This is a genomic window from Lysinibacillus xylanilyticus, from assembly GCF_001708185.1.
In the GTDB taxonomy this organism is placed as follows: Bacteria; Bacillota; Bacilli; order Bacillales_A; family Planococcaceae; genus Lysinibacillus; species Lysinibacillus xylanilyticus_A.
In genome coordinates this window covers 230,177-249,507 of sequence record NZ_MDDN01000001.1, presented here as the reverse complement: position 1 = coordinate 249,507, position 19,331 = coordinate 230,177, and the positions used below count along the sequence as shown (strand labels likewise).

General features: G+C 39.0%; 23 protein-coding genes. 19 read left to right on the top strand and 4 right to left on the bottom strand.

All coding sequences use genetic code 11. From position 1 onward, the window contains the following. The first annotated feature begins 1 nt into the window (after position 1). The 11 genes from hisC (at position 2) to BFJ97_RS01200 (ending at position 10,214) form a co-directional block, all read left to right on the top strand. A complete protein-coding gene (hisC, locus tag BFJ97_RS01250; RefSeq protein ID WP_068982838.1) occupies positions 2-1,102 on the top strand; it encodes a histidinol-phosphate transaminase in 1,101 nt (366 codons plus the stop codon). Further along, on the top strand, positions 1,099-2,196 hold the full coding sequence (locus BFJ97_RS01245) for a prephenate dehydrogenase (protein ID WP_068982837.1): 1,098 nt from the start codon (positions 1,099-1,101) through the stop codon (positions 2,194-2,196). Before hisC ends, BFJ97_RS01245 begins: the two co-directional genes overlap by 4 nt. An 83-nt stretch (positions 2,197-2,279) precedes the next feature. Further along, positions 2,280-3,566, top strand: a complete 1,287-nt coding sequence (gene aroA, locus BFJ97_RS01240) for a 3-phosphoshikimate 1-carboxyvinyltransferase (protein WP_068982836.1) — start codon at positions 2,280-2,282, stop codon at positions 3,564-3,566. Positions 3,567-3,687: 121 nt separating this feature from the next. After that, positions 3,688-4,938, top strand: coding sequence for a tetratricopeptide repeat protein (locus BFJ97_RS01235; protein WP_068983476.1), 1,251 nt, complete (start codon positions 3,688-3,690; stop codon positions 4,936-4,938). Positions 4,939-4,952: 14 nt separating this feature from the next. Next, complete coding sequence (locus BFJ97_RS01230; protein ID WP_068982835.1) at positions 4,953-5,510, top strand: ReoY family proteolytic degradation factor; 558 nt, start codon at positions 4,953-4,955, stop codon at positions 5,508-5,510. Between the two features lie 272 nt (positions 5,511-5,782). Next, positions 5,783-6,232, top strand: a complete 450-nt coding sequence (locus BFJ97_RS01225) for a YpiF family protein (protein WP_068982834.1) — start codon at positions 5,783-5,785, stop codon at positions 6,230-6,232. Between the two features lie 154 nt (positions 6,233-6,386). Continuing rightward, positions 6,387-6,893, top strand: a complete 507-nt coding sequence (locus BFJ97_RS01220) for a ubiquinol-cytochrome c reductase iron-sulfur subunit (RefSeq protein ID WP_068982833.1) — start codon at positions 6,387-6,389, stop codon at positions 6,891-6,893. A 14-nt stretch (positions 6,894-6,907) separates the two neighbouring features. Then, a complete protein-coding gene (gene qcrB / locus BFJ97_RS01215; RefSeq protein ID WP_068982832.1) occupies positions 6,908-7,582 on the top strand; it encodes a menaquinol-cytochrome c reductase cytochrome b subunit in 675 nt (224 codons plus the stop codon). Between the two features lie 42 nt (positions 7,583-7,624). Further along, positions 7,625-8,413, top strand: coding sequence for a menaquinol-cytochrome c reductase cytochrome b/c subunit (locus BFJ97_RS01210; protein ID WP_068982831.1), 789 nt, complete (start codon positions 7,625-7,627; stop codon positions 8,411-8,413). A 469-nt stretch (positions 8,414-8,882) separates the two neighbouring features. Beyond that, positions 8,883-9,479, top strand: a complete 597-nt coding sequence (locus tag BFJ97_RS01205) for a DUF1405 domain-containing protein (protein WP_068982830.1) — start codon at positions 8,883-8,885, stop codon at positions 9,477-9,479. A 60-nt stretch (positions 9,480-9,539) separates the two neighbouring features. Beyond that, complete coding sequence (locus tag BFJ97_RS01200; protein WP_068983475.1) at positions 9,540-10,214, top strand: zinc metallopeptidase; 675 nt, start codon at positions 9,540-9,542, stop codon at positions 10,212-10,214. 178 nt (positions 10,215-10,392) lie between these two features. On the opposite strand, the gene BFJ97_RS01195 is transcribed toward BFJ97_RS01200, so the two are convergent. After that, the gene (locus BFJ97_RS01195; RefSeq protein ID WP_068982829.1) at positions 10,393-11,262 is read right to left on the bottom strand and encodes a YitT family protein; all 870 of its coding nucleotides are present in this window, start codon (positions 11,260-11,262) and stop codon (positions 10,393-10,395) included. Between the two features lie 115 nt (positions 11,263-11,377). Between BFJ97_RS01195 and BFJ97_RS01190 the strand changes: the two genes are divergently transcribed. The 8 genes from BFJ97_RS01190 (at position 11,378) to BFJ97_RS01160 (ending at position 17,148) form a co-directional block, all read left to right on the top strand. Then, complete coding sequence (locus tag BFJ97_RS01190; RefSeq protein ID WP_068982828.1) at positions 11,378-11,713, top strand: nucleotide pyrophosphohydrolase; 336 nt, start codon at positions 11,378-11,380, stop codon at positions 11,711-11,713. Further along, positions 11,713-12,510: a 4-hydroxy-tetrahydrodipicolinate reductase gene (gene dapB, locus BFJ97_RS01185; protein ID WP_068982827.1), complete on the top strand. Its 798-nt coding sequence runs from the start codon at positions 11,713-11,715 to the stop codon at positions 12,508-12,510. The genes BFJ97_RS01190 and dapB overlap by 1 nt, the downstream gene beginning before the upstream one ends. A 19-nt stretch (positions 12,511-12,529) precedes the next feature. Then, the gene (mgsA, locus tag BFJ97_RS01180) at positions 12,530-12,934 is read left to right on the top strand and encodes a methylglyoxal synthase (protein WP_068982826.1); all 405 of its coding nucleotides are present in this window, start codon (positions 12,530-12,532) and stop codon (positions 12,932-12,934) included. Between the two features lie 33 nt (positions 12,935-12,967). Next, complete coding sequence (gene bshA, locus BFJ97_RS01175; protein ID WP_068982825.1) at positions 12,968-14,113, top strand: N-acetyl-alpha-D-glucosaminyl L-malate synthase BshA; 1,146 nt, start codon at positions 12,968-12,970, stop codon at positions 14,111-14,113. Further along, positions 14,100-15,278, top strand: coding sequence for a CCA tRNA nucleotidyltransferase (locus BFJ97_RS01170; protein WP_068982824.1), 1,179 nt, complete (start codon positions 14,100-14,102; stop codon positions 15,276-15,278). Before bshA ends, BFJ97_RS01170 begins: the two co-directional genes overlap by 14 nt. 275 nt (positions 15,279-15,553) lie before the next feature. Then, entirely contained in the window at positions 15,554-15,808 is a 255-nt protein-coding gene (locus tag BFJ97_RS01165) for a CPCC family cysteine-rich protein (protein WP_068982823.1), read from the top strand. A gap of 20 nt (positions 15,809-15,828) precedes the next feature. Next, the gene (locus BFJ97_RS25370) at positions 15,829-15,960 is read left to right on the top strand and encodes a hypothetical protein (protein WP_302621778.1); all 132 of its coding nucleotides are present in this window, start codon (positions 15,829-15,831) and stop codon (positions 15,958-15,960) included. 204 nt (positions 15,961-16,164) lie between these two features. After that, on the top strand, positions 16,165-17,148 hold the full coding sequence (locus BFJ97_RS01160) for a biotin--[acetyl-CoA-carboxylase] ligase (protein ID WP_068982822.1): 984 nt from the start codon (positions 16,165-16,167) through the stop codon (positions 17,146-17,148). A gap of 414 nt (positions 17,149-17,562) precedes the next feature. Here BFJ97_RS01160 and BFJ97_RS01150 read toward each other — a convergent pair whose 3' ends face one another. From BFJ97_RS01150 to BFJ97_RS01140, 3 genes are read right to left on the bottom strand one after another with little or no spacing between them, the layout of a single operon-like run. Further along, on the bottom strand, positions 17,563-18,396 hold the full coding sequence (locus BFJ97_RS01150) for a DUF4097 family beta strand repeat-containing protein (protein WP_068982820.1): 834 nt from the start codon (positions 18,394-18,396) through the stop codon (positions 17,563-17,565). Beyond that, the gene (locus BFJ97_RS01145; RefSeq protein ID WP_068982819.1) at positions 18,396-18,995 is read right to left on the bottom strand and encodes a DUF1700 domain-containing protein; all 600 of its coding nucleotides are present in this window, start codon (positions 18,993-18,995) and stop codon (positions 18,396-18,398) included. The genes BFJ97_RS01150 and BFJ97_RS01145 overlap by 1 nt, the downstream gene beginning before the upstream one ends. Next, positions 18,988-19,308 carry a PadR family transcriptional regulator gene (locus BFJ97_RS01140; RefSeq protein WP_068982818.1) on the bottom strand — a complete coding sequence of 107 codons (321 nt, stop codon included), beginning with the start codon at positions 19,306-19,308 and terminating at the stop codon, positions 18,988-18,990. The genes BFJ97_RS01145 and BFJ97_RS01140 overlap by 8 nt, the downstream gene beginning before the upstream one ends. Between the last annotated feature and the right edge of the window lie 23 nt (positions 19,309-19,331).

Genomic DNA, 19,331 nt, shown 5'->3' with positions numbered 1-19,331 from the left:
GATGAAATGGAAACAACAACTGGACGGTATGCAAGCATATAAGCCTGGTAAACCAATTGAAGAAGTACAACGTGAATATGGCTTACAAGAAGTCGTAAAATTAGCATCTAATGAAAACCCATTTGGATGCTCACCTAAGATAACAGCTTATTTACAAAATAATTCAGCAAATCATGCGATCTATCCAGATGGCTATGCACAAAATTTACGTACGGCTGTTGCAAATCATTTAGGTGTCAATGAAACACAGCTTCTTTTTGGTAACGGCTCTGACGATATTATTGCAATTATTACTCGTGCACTGTTGTATCCTGGTGTGAACACAGTCATGGCAGACCCATCATTCTCTCAATACTGGCATAATGCTGAAATTGAAGGGGCAGAGGTACGCAAAGTTCCTTGTATCGAAGGGGCGCATGATTTAGATGCAATGGTAGCAGCCATTGATGATAACACATCGGTTGTTTGGGTTTGTAGTCCAAATAATCCAACGGGCGTTGTGATTCCTGATGTTGAATTACGTGCATTTTTAGCTAAGGTACCAAGTGATGTACTAGTCGTATTAGATGAAGCGTATATCGAATACGTAACGCATCCTGGTCACAAAGATACTCTACCATTAATCGACGAGTATCCAAATGTACTATTATTGCGTACATTCTCAAAAGCATATGGTCTTGCTTCTTTCCGAGTTGGTTATGCAATAGGGCAACCAGGAGTAATTGCTAAGCTGGATCCAGTAAGATCGCCATTTAATAATACAATTTTAAGTCAAGCAGTTGCGACAATTGCTATAAGTGACCAAGAATTTATAAAAGCTTGCCGTGAAGCAAATGAAAAAGGTAAAAAACAATATATTGAATTCTGTGAAAAATATAATTTAAAATACTTCCCTTCTGATACGAACTTTATTTTCTTTGATACGAATACTGATAGTGATGTTGTTTTCAATGAGCTTATGAAGCGAGGCTTTATAATCCGTAGTGGAAAAGCGTTAGGATTACCTGGGTTTATCCGTGTGACCATCGGAACAGAGGCTCAAAATGAAGCGTTGTTAGGTCACCTTGAAAACGTCCTAAAAGAGCAAGGGGTTTTTGCATGACACGGAATGTGCTCGTTATCGGGCTTGGTCTAATTGGAGGCTCAATTGCCTTGGCATTACAAAAGGCACCTGAAACAAAAATAATAGGCTATGATATGGATGCAAAAACACGTGAACATGCGAAAACGTTAAATATTGTTCATGATATTGTGACAGATCCGAAAAAAGTTGCAGCCGACATAGATGTCATTATTTTTGGAACTCCTGTCAACGCAACACTTGAATGGATGGAACAATTAAAAACATGGCCGTTAAAAAATAAAGTAATCGTAACAGATACAGGTAGTACAAAAAAAACGATTATGCAAAAGGCCGGGGAATTACGTGAGTTAGGTATTACTTTTATTGGTGGGCATCCAATGGCAGGCTCTCATAAAAGTGGTGTATTAGCTGCGAAGGCCCACCTTTTTGAAAATGCGTATTATATGCTAACGCCACTCGCTGGTGAAGAAATTGTCAATATGGCACAGCTTGAAAGTCTTTTAAAATTTACACATGCAAAAGTTGTAAGTGTATCTGCTCGTGAGCATGATCATATGACAGCTGTAGTTAGTCATTTTCCACATGTCGTTGCTGCTTCTCTTGTACATCAGTTGGGCGGAGAAAATGGGGAATATCCGATGACACGTTCACTTGCTGCAGGTGGCTTCCGCGATGTAACGCGTATTGCCTCGTCCAATCCAATTTTATGGCGAGATATTACATTGCAAAATCGTGATGAGCTTATTGCGCAACTAGAATGCTGGGAAAAGGAAATGACTCGTGTTAAGGAGCTGCTATTAAATGGTGGTTCAGCTGACATTGAAAGCTATTTTGCGGTTGCCAAGGAGCTAAGGGATGAATTACCGATAAGTGCAGGAGCTATGTTTACATCATTTGACTTATATGTTGATGTTCCTGACTATCCGGGGGTTATTTCCGAGGTGACAGGATTGCTTGCAGACGAAGCGATTAGTATTACCAATTTACGTATCGTAGAGTCACGTGAAGATGTTTTCGGGATCCTTGTTATTAGCTTGCAAAGCGAAAGTGACCGTGAACGTGCAGCGGCATGTATACAAAAGCGTGCTAACTATGAAACTTATATTTCATAGACGATCTATATTGGAAATGTCTGTTTAAAAGAAAGCGTCGGAAATTACGGCGCTTTCTATCTTCATATTGGAGGGAAGAAAAGATGAGTGAAAAAGTATTACAATATGATAAACCTTCCTTACAAGGGACTTTAACGATTCCTGGTGACAAATCTGTTTCTCACCGTTCTGTTATGTTTGGGGCTATTGCCAAGGGGAAAACGACAGTTGACGGCTTTTTATTAGGTGAGGATTGTTTAAGTACAATCGACTGCTTCCGAAAGCTCGGTGTAAAAATTGACGTGGAAGGAACAAATGTATCCATCGACAGTCCAGGTATAGACGGGTGGCAAGAGCCCTCAGAGGTACTATACACAGGAAACTCTGGTACGACAACGCGTTTAATGCTTGGGATTTTAGCTGGTTCTAATGTGCACACAGTGATGACAGGGGATGCGTCTATTGGAAAACGACCAATGCGCCGTGTTATTGATCCATTACGTCAAATGGGAGCCCATATTACTGGAAGAGCAAATGGACAATATACGCCACTAGCCATTCAAGGTACAACATTACGGGCTATAGATTATCACATGCCTGTTGCGAGTGCACAGGTGAAGTCTGCTATTTTACTTGCAGGCTTACGTGCAGAAGGTACTACAATTGTTCGAGAAACTGAAATATCTAGAGATCATACGGAGAGAATGCTTCGTCAATTTGGAGCAAAAGTTGATGAGGTGGATGGTGTTATTTCAATACAAGGAGGGCAAACTCTAACAGGGACGCATGTTTCTGTTCCGGGTGATATTTCATCTGCTGCCTTTTTCTTAGTTGCAGGAGCTATTTGTGAAGGTAGTAAAATAATGCTAAAAAATGTCGGAATGAACCCAACAAGAGATGGTATCATTGAAGTGCTTCAAAATATGGGAGCAGCTATGACACTTATGCCGAACGAAGATAGCCAATCAGAGCCGACAGCAACAATTACAATTGAAACGTCAGCATTAAAAGGAACTACAATTGAGGGAGATATTATTCCTCGACTTATCGATGAAATCCCGATCCTTGCTTTATTAGCAACGCAGGCACATGGAAAAACTATTATTAAGGATGCCGAGGAGTTAAAAGTGAAGGAAACTGATCGGATAACGGCTGTAGTGGATGAATTGAAAAAACTAGGTGCTAATATTGAAGCAACCGAAGATGGAATGATTATTGAAGGGCCAACGCCATTACAAGGCGCTAGTCTTAAAACCTATGGTGATCATCGTATAGGAATGATGGGCGCCGTTGCAGCACTTATAACAGATGGGGCAGTAACTTTAGATGATGCCGAATGTATTGCAGTTTCTTATCCACCATTTTTCGAGCATATAGAGGTAGTAAAGTAAAGTAAAAGCTAATGCTAGACTCTCCAAGCCTTTTGGGGAGTTTTTTTACTTGTTTCGGTAGAAAATGTCTTGTAGCATAAAGGTATCAATGAAAGAATAGGTGAAGACTGTGAACAATGCGATGACTGAAATGATGCAAGCACTTGAACAAGGGGACTTAGCATTAATAGAACAGCTACTTGAATCATTTTTAATGAAGGAGTTACCTGAGGAAATTTATGAGCTGGCTGAAATTTTTATGCAGTATGGGTATATGAAGGAAGCAGACCGTGTACTGGAGCATTTACAATTTTTATTCCCAGAAGAGGCACAGTTAAAAATTGATCGTGCAAATGTTTTAATGGAACTTGGCGATGAAGATGAAGCGTTAGATTTTTTATTAGAAATAGAGGAGACCACTCCAGAATATCCTCAGGCATTATTAGTATTAGCGGATTATTATCAAATGCAAGGATTATTTGAAGTAGCAGAAATGCGCATCAATGAGGCGCTAGCTATATTACCGGAGGAACCATTATTACAATTTGCTAAAGCAGAACTATTGTTTGAAACTGGTCGTTTTTTAGAGGCTGCGAGACTGTATGAGGAATTGAATGAACAACAAGTTGATTTTGCAGGAGTAAGTCTTGTTGAACGACTTGCTGAGGTGTATCGTGCAGGGGCTGCCTATGAAACAGCTTTAGATTACTATTTAATGGCACTTGAGGGTGAAATAAAGCCAGATATTTTATTTGGTGCAGCATATTCTGCTTTCCAATCACAAAAATTTGAAATGGCCATTAAACAATTAGAGGAATTAAAAGAATTGGATCCGGATTATTTTTCTGCCTATTTATTGCTAGCCGAAAGCTATGCTATGATTGAGGACAATAAAAAAGCATACGCTGCCATTATGGAAGGATTAACACGTGACGAATACGATAAATCCTTATATTTATTCGCTGGTAAAATGGCTTTAAAAACTGGTTTGCCAGCTGAGGGCGAACAGCATCTACGTGAAGCCATTGCGTTAGATCCTGAATACATGGAGGCAGTATTAGCATTAACCTCTGTGTTGGCACAACAAGAGCGTTATGAGGATGTAATAGAATTATTTGAAACGTTGCAACAAAATGATTTTGAATGGAGCACATTATACCCATTTGCTGCGGATGCATATGAAAATTTAGAATTGTACGACCGTGCATACGAATTTTACCATTTGGCATATAATGATTTTAAGGAAGACGCAGCATTTTTAGAAAAATACGTTTACTTCTTATTAGAGGAAGGGAAACGTTCAGAAGCTAAAGAAGTACTCGGTCAATTAATAACTATTCAACCGGGTGAACTCGAGTGGCAAGAGAAGTTAGAAACCTTAGAATTAGAGTAAAGGAGGGAGTGGGTATGACTGCTTCTGTATCAGTTGTCGATAAAAAAGCATTTGTTAGATGGTTCTTAAAAAATTATCAATTGAAACGTCGTGAATGTGTATGGATTTTGAATTACTTATTAAGTAATGATGAGTTATTAAAACGAATTCGATTTGTTGAAGAAGCTCACTATTGTCCTAGAGCGATGGTAATGTCAACCGTTGACTCAACGGGTGTGCCATTTCGTTTTTACAAAGGCAATGTAATGACAGCAGATGCTGAGAAATCTTTCCATGATTTACGCTTACATGAACAAGAAGATATGTATATACAATTGAATTTTCCAAATGTACCACCAAGTGCACAATACTTAGCAGTTCTTGAAGAAAACCCTTATATGCCGGAAGCACTGATTGTCAGTGAAAAAGATCGTTTACTGGCAGAAGAGCTGCTTTCCAACAGCTTACTCGTATTCCAAGAAGAAAAATTACTCGCACAGATTGATGAGGCTCTCGATCAAGGAGATGAAGAGCGCTTTTATGAATTGTCTAATTTGTTACAAGCATTAAAGGAAACAGCTAATTTACGTTAGACAGAGTTAAAAATTGAATGTCCTTTATCCACCTCGATATGGTAACATAACTAGTGAATGATTGTTTTCGCTTTTTATTGGTTATCCTTTTGAAGAGTGGAGAAGGGCATTTTTTTCTGCATTCAGTGGATGTGACAAACACCTACTGAAGATAGAGGACACAGTCTAAGAACAACACGTCCTGTGGCAATTTATCTGTGCGAAAGCGAAGCGACAGCAACAATAATTTCGCCAAGGCGAAATTAATTTATGTATATTGGGAGGTTTGTTGGATGTATTTTAATGCAAACGATGTGACATCGTTTATGGCACAGAAGGAATTTATTGATACAGCAATTGTTCCACTCGTATCCGTCGATTTAACTTCTGAAAAAATGAAACAGAGTGGTTCAGAAGCAAATTTTTTGTTATCGCTCACATCTTTTGTCGAACAACAATTTAAAGGTCGTCTACTACTGATGCCACCATTTTCGTACAGTGTAATCTTAAAAGACAAAGAAATGCCAAAGCAATTAGAGGCACAATTACATAATGCTGGTTTTAAGCATGTGTTCTTCATTACTTGTGACCATTTTTGGACAAATATTGGAGATGAAGTTAATGTTATTTGGTTACCAGCGATTCCGTTAGAAAGTATGGATAAAGGTGTGAAAAACTCTATTCTCGAAGATCAATTGCGACAAGTGATTCCGATACTTTCGACCAAATGGGCACAGATTTAACAATTTGTTTCAATAAATGTTCACATTCTCCAGCTTTCCACAGAATGCTATATTGACCAAGCTATGGACTTGATATATCATAGATATGTCCTAGTATTACTATTTGTAAAAGTATGTCCGTTGGACTGACCTTTAAGTTAGAGGGGGGAAAAAAATGAGTAATAATCGAGTTTCACGTCGTCAATTCCTAAGCTATACACTAACTGGTGTAGGTGGCTTTATGGCGGCAGGTATGCTGATGCCGATGGTTCGCTTTGCAATTGACCCAGTATTACAAAAGCATGATGGTGGGAATTTTGTAAAGACAGAGCACAAAATCGCTGATATTACTGACAAACCTGTTAAAGTTGACTTAAAATTTGAACAAGTTGACGCATGGTACAAATCAGAAGTAACAAACGTAGCTTGGGTTTACAAAGATGGCGATCAAATCGTTGCATTATCACCTGTTTGTAAACATTTAGGATGTATGGTGAACTTTGGAGAAGATTCAGCACACCCAGATCAATTCTTCTGTGGTTGTCACGCTGGACGTTACGAGAAAAATGGTAAAAACGTACCGGGAACACCGCCTTTAGGTCCATTGGATGAATATGAAGTTAAAGAAGAAGACGGTTACTTATCGCTTGGTCCAACTAAAGCAAATACTCTAGTTAAGTAAGGGGGTACAAAACAGTGCTAAATAAAATTTATGATTGGGTCGATGAACGCTTAGATATTACACCTATTTGGCGTGATATAGCCGACCACGAAGTGCCAGAGCACGTAAACCCTGCACATCATTTTTCAGCATTCGTTTACTGTTTCGGAGGATTAACGTTCTTTATCACAGTAATTCAAATACTATCTGGTATGTTCTTAACAATGTACTATGTGCCAGACGTAGTGAATGCTTGGAAATCAGTTTATTATTTACAAAACGAAGTAGCATTTGGTGAAATCGTACGCGGTATGCACCACTGGGGAGCTTCATTAGTAATCGTAATGATGTTCTTACATACTCTTCGTGTATTCTTTACAGGTTCTTATAAGAAACCTCGTGAATTAAACTGGATGGTTGGTGTAGGTATTTTTGGTGTAATGATGGGTCTTGGTTTTACAGGATACTTATTACCATGGGATATGAAAGCATTATTCGCAACAAAAGTAGGTATCCAAATTGCTGCATCTGTACCGTTTATCGGTGAGTATATTAAAATCTTATTAGCGGGTGACTCAACTATTCTTGGAGCTCAAACGTTAACACGATTCTTTGCGATTCATGTATTCTTCTTACCTGCAGTATTGTTTGGGTTACTTGCAGCACACTTTATCATGATTCGTCGTCAAGGAATTTCAGGGCCGTTGTAATAGTTCTTGACGGTTCGATGATTTTTTAAAGGAGGGGACATAATGCATCGCGGAAAAGGAATGAAATTTGTTGGTGATTCACGTATTAAAGCGAGTCACAGAATGCCGAACGTTCCAAAGGATTATTCCGAATATCCAGGTAAGACGGAAGCTTTCTGGCCGAACTTCTTACTAAAAGAATGGATGGTTGGTGCGGTATTTTTAATTGGTTATTTATTATTAACAGTTGCTCATCCATCACCACTTGAAGGGCCAGCTGATCCTACAAGAGCATACACGCCATTACCGGACTGGTACTTCTTATTCTTGTATCAATTATTAAAGTACTCATTTGCTTCTGGTCCATATAATGTTATTGGGACTATTGTAATACCAGGTCTTGCATTTGGTGCGCTATTATTAATGCCATTTTTAGATAAAGGCCCAGAACGCCGTCCATCTAAACGTCCGTTACCTACAGCGTTTATGTTATTAGCTTTGGCTGCTATGTTCTACTTAACATGGGAGTCAGTTGTTAACCATGACTGGGAAGCTCAAAAAGCTATGGGCGCAATTGTAGCTGAAGTTGAAGTTGATGAATCACTTCCAGGATTTAAAATTTGGAATGGTGACACTGGTGAACAAGCTAAATCTTGTATTGGCTGTCATGCGGCTGACTTAAAAGGTGGCCCAGCTGCTCCAAAATTAGTTGGTAATACACTAACGGCTGAAGAAGTTGAAGATATTATCCATAATGGTCGCGGCGGAATGCCACCTGGTCAATTCCACGGTACAGACGAAGAAGCGAAGCAATTAGCTGAATTTATTGCGAGCTTAAAGGCTAAAGAATAAGCTTAGTTTAAAAGAGTCAGGAAACTGGCTCTTTTTTTCTACTTCTATAATAATGTGACTGTTCCTGAATCAAAATGGTTCCCGAAAAATAATATTTTTTTGGGGAAAATGTCGAAAAAGACGGTCGGATGAACTAGAAATTATCTAGCATGTAGCTTTTTGGTTCATTACCAAAAGTTGTGGATGACATTTTTTTTAATTTATGCGCTGTATATTAGTTGATTGGAGTGGAGACTGGGCGACTCCTTGGGGATCAGCGTCACAGATGAGACCCTGGAGCGAGCAACGCGAGTGAAGCGGCTCATCGGACGCCCCCAGGAAAGCGCCCAGTCGGAACGGAAATCAACCACACGTTATGGTGATGAGCCAGTTTTTTGGCATTAATAAAACAATAAATAAAGACTATATATACATAATAAAAATAAAAAAAGACATCTTAGTAAAGACGGAAAATAAAGGAGTTTTAATCATGCAAATTACTCGTGAAAACATTTGGTATCTCCTTACGCACAAGTCATTCTTAATATTATTACTCATTATCAATCTATTAGGAACTATTTACGGTTATTATTGGTATGGAGGGCAGCTTGCCAACACGGAGCCGATTTTTTACATTTTTGTTCCAGATAGTCCGACAGCCAGTTTATTCTTTTGCTTTGTATTGTTAGCGTGGATTTTGGGCAAAAGTTGGCCGCTGATGGAAGTGCTAGCACTTGTTACACTAGTGAAGTATGGAATCTGGGCTGATGTCATGAATATTTGGACACTGATTGAAACTGGATCGATTGGTTGGCAGGGCTGGATGCTGGTAGGCTCGCATTTTGCGATGGCTGTCCAAGCAATCCTTTATATCGGTAAATATGTCTTTTCATATTGGCATGTTGCCGTGGCAGCGGTGTGGACATTACATAATGATGTGATTGATTATGTATTTGGACAAATGCCAATGTATCGTGATCTAGCAGAGTATACAAATTATATTGGCTATTTTACTTTTTGGTTATCAATTGCATGCATTTTTCTAGCCATCTGCTCAATTAGGTGGCGTAAATATTTGCCGAATTAAGTAATTGATTATAGAATTATAGCATAGAAGTAGAAAGGGGTTAGAAAATTGTCAACAAGCATGTATATTGTTTACTTTGCAATTATTATGCTACTGCCACTTTATGCACAGATGAAAGTAAAGGGCACGTATAATAAGTTTGCAAAAGAACGTACAATGAAGGGACAAACAGGTGCAGAGGTAGCGCGTGCGATCTTAGATGCGAACGGTTTATATGATGTACGAGTTGTTCCAACGCAAGGTGTGTTGTCTGATCACTATAATCCGGCGACAAAAACAGTTGCTCTATCGGAAAGTAACTTCTATGAGGCTAGTATTGCAGGTGCTGCAGTAGCTGCCCACGAGGTTGGCCATGCCATCCAACATAAAGAAGCTTATTCAATGCTTACATTACGTAGTAAGTTAGTTCCTGCCGCAAATATTTCATCAAATATGTCATGGATCTTTGTTATGATTGGTATTTTTGCAAGTAGTACGAATATGTTGCTTTTAGGTATCATATTGTTAGCAGCAGGTGTGCTTTTCCAATTAGTAACGTTACCAGTTGAGTTTGATGCTTCAAAGCGTGCGTTAGTACAAATGAATTCTTTGGGGATTATTACAAATGAAGAAGAGCGTCCAGCACGTAAAGTGTTAAGTGCCGCAGCATTAACATATGTTGCCGCAGCAGCAGTAGCTGTATTAGAATTATTACGTCTAGTATTAATCTTTACAAATATGCGAAATGACGACTAATGAAAAAACTTGTTGTAGTGGTATGTCACTATAGCAAGTTTTTTCATCGGTTAAACTATGGTTTTACTGAAATGCTCTGTGACGCTGATCCCCAAGGGGTCGCCTAGTCTCCGCTTAACTTATATATAAGGCATACGTTTTAACAAATGTCATTCACAACTTTTGGTGATGAGGCATATTAATGGAGCGGTTGTTTTTGGTCGTCGAGGGTAAAGCCTTCTCCTGCAACATCTCGTACTTCTATTATAGATACGAAAGCATGTGGATCAACCTCATGAACAATAGATTTTAAGCGTACAACTTCATTGTGACCAATAACACAATAAATAACTTCTTTTTGTTGCTTTGTAAAATGACCATGACCTTCTAGTATAGTGATACCACGTTCCATTCGTAATGCAATCATCTCAGCAATGGTGCCAGACTTTTCAGAAATTATAAGTGCTCCACGTGCTGCATATGCTCCTTCTTGAACTAAATCAATGACACGCGCGCCCACAAAGACCGCAACAAGGGTATACATCATCGAGCGTGCATCTAAAAACGTTAGCCATGATAAGATAATGACAACAGCGTCAAAGATGAACATCGTTTTACCCATACTCCAACCAAAATATTTATGCCCAAGACGAGCCAAAATATCTACACCACCAGTTGTACCTCCGAAGCGAAAGACGATACCTAGCCCAAGTCCTACAAATACCCCAGCAAAAAGAGCAACGAGTAACAAATCGTCCTCTAAATGAATAGTAAATTGATATTTTTGAAAAATTTTAAGGAAAACTGAAACAGATAAAGTTCCGACAAGCGTATAAATAAATGATTTTTTCCCAAGTAAGCGATACCCAATAATAAACATTGGAATATTTAATAGTAAATTCATTACGGCAGGGTCCCAGCCTACTGTAAAGTAAAGTATGAGTGTAATCCCACTTAAGCCACCTTCACCAAGTTGATTTTGCATGTTGAAGTGGACAAATCCAAAGCTAAAAATGGCAGCGCCGAGCATTATTGCGATGATATTGCGGATTTTAATCTGTTTTAGCATATGACCTCCTGAAGTTCTAAACAAATGAAGTAGTGATATCTATTATCTGACATTTTATTGTTTTTGACAACAATGGTGTAAATTTTATACGATGGTATGTAGGAGTGTGATTTTGATGACTGAACAAGTGACAATGCAAGCTTTACAACAGCGTGTTGATGATTATATTGGACAATTTAAGGAAGGCTATTTCCCGCCATTCGAGTTACTGGCACGTTTAACTGAAGAGCTTGGTGAATTGTCTCGCGAAGTGCAGGACGTTTACGGGCAAAAGAAGAAAAAGAGCACAGAGGAAGCGAATAGTATCGAAGAAGAATTGGGTGATTTTTTCTTTGTTTTAATTTGCTTTGCAAATGCACAGGGGATTAAATTAGATGAAGCACTTTTACGTGTCATACATAAATTCGAAACAAGGGATAAAGGTCGCTGGACTAGAAAGGATGAGGAATAATGTCGATTCGTGTAGCAATTGCAGGACCTAGAGGTAAAATGGGAGCTGAAGCTGTACATACGATCATGAAACATGACAAAATGGAATTAGTAGCTGTACTTGATTATAAGGAAGTAGGAAAAACATTAGCTGATTTAGAAATGTTTCCAGCAAGTTATACAGCACCAATTTTTACAGATATGCATGATCTTGTAGAGGCCACTGCACCAGACGTATTAGTGGATTTAACGAACCCGCATGCAGTTTATAAGCATACTAAAGAGGCCTTGAATTTAAATGTACGACCTGTAATTGGTACAACAGGCTTTACAGATGCACAACTAGAAGAATTATCAGCAATTGCTAAAGAAAAAGAGCTAGGCTGCATTATTGCACCAAACTTTGCAATCGGAGCAATTCTAATGATGAAATTTGCCAAGGAAGCAGCAAAATATTTACCTGATGTTGAAATTATTGAATTGCACCATGATCAAAAGTTAGATGCACCATCTGGAACAGCTGTTAAAACAGCACAATTGATTCAAGAGGTGCGAGCAACAAAAATGCAAGGACATCCAGAAGAAAAAGAAACAATTGAAGGTGCAAGAGGGGCAGAATTTGATGGCATGCGCATTCACTCTGTTCGCTTACCTGGTTTAGTAGCACACCAGCAAGTGCTATTTGGTGGAGACGGGCAACTATTAACAATTCGCCATGATTCATTAAATCGTAATTCTTTTATGTCCGGTGTTGCTTTTTGTGTAGAAGAGGTCATGAAAATGGATCAACTAGTATATGGTTTAGAAAACATCATCTAAAGATTGGGATGGAAGCATTATGAAAATCGCATTAATTGCACATGATCGCAAAAAAGATAATTTAGTACAGTTTGCTATTGCTTACCGAGATATATTAAATGAGCATACGCTGTTTGCTACAGGAACAACGGGGCAGCGTGTGATTGAAGCTACAGGTTTAGCAGTAACACGTTTTTGCTCAGGTCCACTTGGTGGCGACCAACAAATTGGCGCAATGATTGCCAATAATGATATGGACATGGTTATTTTTTTCCGTGATCCTTTAACAGCACAACCACATGAGCCAGATGTTTCTGCACTTATTCGTCTTTGTGATGTTTACCAAGTGCCACTGGCAACAAATATGGGAACGGCTGAAATCTTACTTAAGGGCCTACAGGAAGGCTTTGTGGATTGGAGATTGATTCAAGAAAGAAGAAATTAACAAAAGACGTGATTTAGAAAGGATGATAATCGAATGAGAAAGCTAAAAATCGGCATTACCTGTTATCCAACAGTTGGAGGCTCTGGTGTAATTGCAACAGAATTAGGAAAAATGCTTGCAGAGAGAGGACACGAGATTCATTTCATCACCTCAAGCGTACCATTTCGATTGAACAAAATTTATCCAACCGTCTTTTTCCATGAAGTAGAAGTTAATAATTATTCAGTATTTCAATATTCGCCATATGATATAGCATTAGCGAGTAAAATGGCGGACGTGATTAAGGATGAAGAACTAGATGTGCTTCATGTACATTATGCAATACCACATGCTGTTTGTGCGGTTTTAGCACGAGAAATGAGTGGTCGTGACATTGGTATTGTCACAACGTTACATGGTACAGATATTTCGGTGCTTGGGCAGGATTCGACCCTTTCACAGGCGATTAAGTATGGCATTAACAAATCTGATATGGTTACGACAGTGTCAGAGGCATTAAAGCAACAAACCTACGAGCTTATTGATACAGTAAAACCAATTACTACGATTTACAACTTTGTTGATGAACGTGAATACTTCCCACGCAATCCAGGAACCTTAAAGGAACAATTTGGAATTGAGGAAGATGAAAAAGTGATTATTCATGTATCTAACTTCCGTAAAATTAAGAATCTTCCGCATATTATTGACGCATTTATGAAAATTCGTGCAAACATGAAGGTAAAGCTATTGCTTGTAGGTGATGGTCCAGAAAAGCATCGTGTCATGGATCAAGTAAAGGAAAGTCCCTACATGAAGGATGTTCTATTTTTAGGTAAACAAGAAAACTTGGCTGAATTGTATGCTATAAGTGACCTAAAATTATTACTCTCACAGCAGGAATCATTCGGGCTAGTCTTGCTTGAAGCAATGGCTTGTGGTGTACCTTGTATTGGATCAGCTGTTGGCGGTATTCCAGAAGTCATTGATCACGAAGTAGACGGCTTTATTGTGGAATTAGGAGATACAGATGCAGTGGCAGAATATGCAGTGAATCTATTGAATGATGAAGAGAAATTGCAACGGTTCCGAGAAGCAGCTATCCGTGCTGTTGATGAAAAATTCCACTCATCTAAAATTGTAGAACAATATGAAAAATTGTACGAAAAGGTTGCTGAAAGAAATCATGCAAAACAATAAAGAATGGCAAGCAGCCTATTCAGTTATTGAACAACTTGAAAACGCAGGCTTTGAAGCCGTGGTCGTTGGTGGTGCGGTACGAGATGCGATACTCGGTCGTCCTGCCCACGATGTAGATGTTGCAACAAATGCCATGCCAGAAGAGGTAAAGTCTGTTTTTAATCATACGGTTGATGTAGGAATTCAGCATGGAACGGTACTTGTAATCGTGCCAGCTGGACCTGTGGAGGTCACGACATATCGTACAGATGGAGATTATATTGATCATCGTAGACCAGAGGAAGTGCAATTTGTACGTTCGCTGAAAGAAGATTTACAGCGCCGTGATTTTACGATGAATGCCATAGCGATGCGCCGTGATGGTACTTTTATTGATTATTACGGAGGGCGCCAAGATATTGAGGCTGGTGTCATCCGTGCTGTTGGAAATGCACAGAGACGCTTTACAGAAGATGCTTTACGAATGCTACGAGCTGTGCGTTTTTCAGCACAACTTGGCTTTGTGATTGAATCAGAAACGTTGGCAGCCATGCAGATCAAGGCTGCGGATATTTCTTGGATTGCGAAAGAGCGCATAAAGGCAGAGCTCGATAAACTATGGATAGGGAAAGATGTTTTTAATGGCATTCAAAAGTTAGAGGAAAGTGGCTTAGCAGCCCATTTGAATGGTCATTTTCAAGCGAATCACTGGTGTGAGTTTAACGTTCAGGACAAGCTAGTAGGCTGGGCATATTTTGCATTGTTACAGGGTGAGCAATGGCGAGAGGTGCTAGGCAGCTATCGTTTATCGAATAAGGAGATGGCGTTTGTAAAAGCTGTTTTAGCTGCTTTAGAAGCTTTAAAAAATGGCTGGACGAATATGGATTACTTTTTGTATGCACAACAGGAACTAGAGGTGGCTTGTTATTTTGCGGAGCTTAGACAGTTAGATGTTCAAATGCCACAGCAAAGTATTCAGGAAATACAGACAAAGCTTCCAATTAGGCATAAGCAGGCGTTACTTGTAAACGGTACGGACTTGTTAAAATGGTCTGGAAAAAAGGGTGGACCTTGGATAAAAGAAGCGTTGCAGGCAATGCTTGAAGCGGTTGTGAATGGCGAGCTTCAAAATGACCGACAAGCGATAAAGAATTGGATCGCACATGATTATTTCAACAAAGAATGAAAATTTCTGTATGACAAGGAGCCGTCTCAAAAAATGCATGAGACGGCTCCTTATTAATGGATGCTCTATTTTTTCGCCAAATATAAACAACATGTTAGCAGATGGACAAAACGAACTAAGAGTAAAAACAAAGAAACTTCGCTACGTCTAATGTTTTGGTTAACTTGTCTCTGTGCATTTGACCTTAGTAACAAAATGGGTTCTACTCAGCAAATCTTTAACGGAACTTTATCTTTCGATGTAATGTTAAAATAGAGTTGAAAGCCTGGTGATTTATGAAATATCCTTGTCCGTGTTGTGGATATAAAACAATTGATAGTGATGGCCATTACGACATCTGTCCAATTTGTTTTTGGGAGGATGATCCTTTTCAGAAAGTAAATATAGATGAAGAAGGGGCTAATAAAATCTCTTTGATAGAGGCACAAGCAAATTATTTTCGTTTGGGTGTCTCAGAAGAGCAATTTAGTCATCATGTTAGAAAGCCTAGAATGGGAGATCAAAGAAATCCTGATTGGAAACCGATTTAAGAATCTTTATGGGGGTTGTTATGAAGTACTTTGAAGAAGCTAAATATATTTGGGAAAATTATGTTCCAAATAGTGAGCAGGCAGATACAGTTGAAGGTGAACTAATAAGAGCGATTGAAAGACTTCAGTGCGAAATTGATTTGACAGAATAATTGACCATATTATTGAATGGACTTTTACGCATATAGGACCTAATAAAAGAGAAAATGATCCGACACAATATAGGTGAAAAAGTGGATAATTGGTAGCTAAAAGATATTTGATGATAGCTTGTAGTCAATTGCCATAATTTACAGTATGATTATTACTAATAAGAGGATGAGAATAGTAGAACTTACTAAAGGATTGATTTGAGCATGAATATTTCCATGAAAGATGAAATTTTAAAAAGAATATTAGCTGCTAATGGTGAAGCAGTTTCAGGTCAGGAGCTAGCAAATTCTCTTGGCGTATCACGAACAGCTGTATGGAAACATATGCAGACGCTACAGGAGGAAGGCTATACATTTGAAACCGTAAAGAAAAAAGGCTATGTACTTACGGGTGTGCCAAATAGCTTAAGTCCAACACAAATTGAGCTCTTTTTAAATACAGAACGATTTGGGCGTGAAATTCACTATTTTGATGTTGTTGAGTCAACACAAACAATTGCCCATAAGCTTGCACAGGAAGGTGCACCACATGGCACGATCATCATCGGTGAGGAGCAAACTGCTGGTCGTGGTCGTATGGCGCGTCCTTGGGAGTCTGCAAAAGGTACAGGTATTTGGATGACCATAATCGTGAGACCTGACGTGACTCCTCAGCAAGCTTCATCATATACGCTTGTCGTAGCAGTTGCGGTTACAATGGCTATTAAAACATTATATAAACATGTTGAGCCAGCCATTAAATGGCCCAATGATTTACTCATTAAAGGCAAGAAATGCACAGGTATTTTAACAGAGATGCAGGCTGAGGCAGATCTTGTTCAAGCACTACTAGTAGGCATTGGTATTAATGCAAACCAAGTCGAATCAGATTTCTCACCTGAGATTGCGAATATTGCAACATCTTTACGCTTAGAAGCGGGTGAAGAAATTAATCGCGCAGCCCTTGTTGCATCTATTTTACAATACTTAGAACAATTTACGGAATTATACGTGAAAGAGGGCTTTGCTAGCATTAAGAAGCTATGGGAACAAATGTCATGTACCATTGGGCAACGTGTTGAAGTGACAACTTTACGTGGACGCTTTGAAGGCATTGCCAGTGGAGTTACGGATGAAGGTGTACTACAGCTAACACAGGATGATGGTACAGTCCGAACAATTTATGCTGGAGATATAAAAATTTTATAAACTAAAAGCTGCAAGAATCATTATGAATCTTGCAGCTTTCTTTTGTGTACGATGCAATTTATAGTTAGAGCTTTTAGCGGCGCAAAAGGGAGTGCAACCGGCGGAGTAGCGGCTTTAAGCGGCGCAAAAGGGAGAACAAGCGGCGGAGTAGCGGCTTTTAGCGGCGCAAAAGGGAGAACAAGCGGCGGAAAACCCGACTTTAGCGGCGCAAAAGGGAGTGCAACCGGCGGAACCTCCGACTTTAGCGGCGCAAAAGGGAGTGCAACCGGCGGAAAACCCGACTTTAGCGGCGCAAAACCCGACTTTAGCGGCGCAAAAGGGAGTGCAACCGGCGGAACAACAAACTTTAGCAGCGCAAATAAGAGTCCAACCGACGAACAACCACTTCTATCATCTAAATTGCCGATGCTCATTTTATTTCAACGTTAACACCAAGTCACCGTGTGAAATTGTTGCTTTTAGTTGGTTATCCCCTTTATATGATTGTGATGCTTTGCCGTTTTGTTCCTTCTTATCAACCGAAAGATCCCCAAAGTCCGTGTTTAATTCAAAGCCAATTTCACTTTTTTTGTTTTGCAAGTCAAGTGTAGTATCTCCAAAGTTAGACGTAATAGTGGATTGACCATTTAATGTACCATCGATGTTAATATCACCATTCTCACTTTCGACAACGAAGCCATTGCTTGAAAATTGCTGTAGCTTCATATCACCAAACGATTGAGTAATCTCTGTTTTATCACCAGTAGTGTTTTTAAATAGTATATCTCCATAATTTTTAATCAGATTTAACTGCTGATAGTTTAGATCACGAATGGTCATATCTCCAAAATTGCTATCGATGTCAACGGTTTTCAATTCCACATCTTTAGGAACGTAGATTGTGATGGAAGGAGTATTAAAGCTACCAAATCCGAGTTGTAGTTCATTTTTTTTCTTACCCTTCGTTTCGATAGTTAATGCTTTATCTTTAATGCTGTACGTAATATCATCATCTTCCACAACATTCGTTTCTAATGCATAACGATCGCTAGTAACAATTTCAACATTTCCATAGTCATTGACAATATTGATGCTAGTAAAATCATCTAGTTCAAAAGAATGGTTTACTAGATTATTGTTCTTGGGTACCTGGATGCCTTCATCAGTTAACATAAAACTCCATTTTCCACCAGAGAAATAACCAACTAGCGCCAACAGTATGCCAAAAGCAATCATAGTCATAGCGATATGTGTATGTCGAGACATCATTAGTAACCCTCCTTCCGCTTTTTCGTTATTTTATGGAATAGTCTAGCTAGTGCTTCAACACAAATAACGACTATTTTTTTAATAAAACGAGCAACGACTGGGAAAAGCAAGATGCCTAAACCTGTAACAATAAAGCCAATACCCATAAAGAGTAATGCTGTCGGCCAGTCCTCCGTTAAAATGAAGAAGCCTGAAATAAGTGCAACGATTCCACCGAAAATGATACTAAGTACAGTTGCAATAATAGCAAAGACAACGCTGAAAATGACTACACCAAATGAAAAAATAAGTGCTATAGCAACTGCCAATAACGGTATTGAAAGTGGGGCAGATAATATTGCTAGAATGATGAGCCAAATAGCAGTTACATTCTTCTTAGTCGAAGTCGAGGTTTCATCTAAATCCCTTAATGCAGAGTCCGCCATTATTTGCGATGCAACATGAGACGGAGAGCCTAGTTGTTGAATGACTCGCTGCTCGTTTTCCTCTCCTGCTTCATCGAAATATTCCTCATAATAGGCAAGCGCAGCATCAATCTCATGCGCTGGAAGACGTTGTAATTTCCCCCGTAGCTTTTTCAAATAGCTTGCTCTATTCATTATATTTCCCTCCTAAAAGTACACAATCAATATTTTCTTTATACAGTTGCCACTCTTTTAATAGCTCCAGTAATCGAATTCGACCTTGCTCGGTAATTTGGTAATAGCGTCTATTTCTGCCTTGATAGGGCTGATCGTAAGTTGTTAAGTAGTTTGCTTTTTGTAAACGACGTAATACTGGGTACAGCGTAGATTCTGATATATCCATCACGGATTGGATTTGCTGTGTTAATGAGTAACCATAAGCATCCTCTTTATCGACGATGGCAAGTACACAAGCGTCAAGTAAAGCTGAGCCAAGTTGAAATGTCATTTTCCTCACCTCACAATGTAATA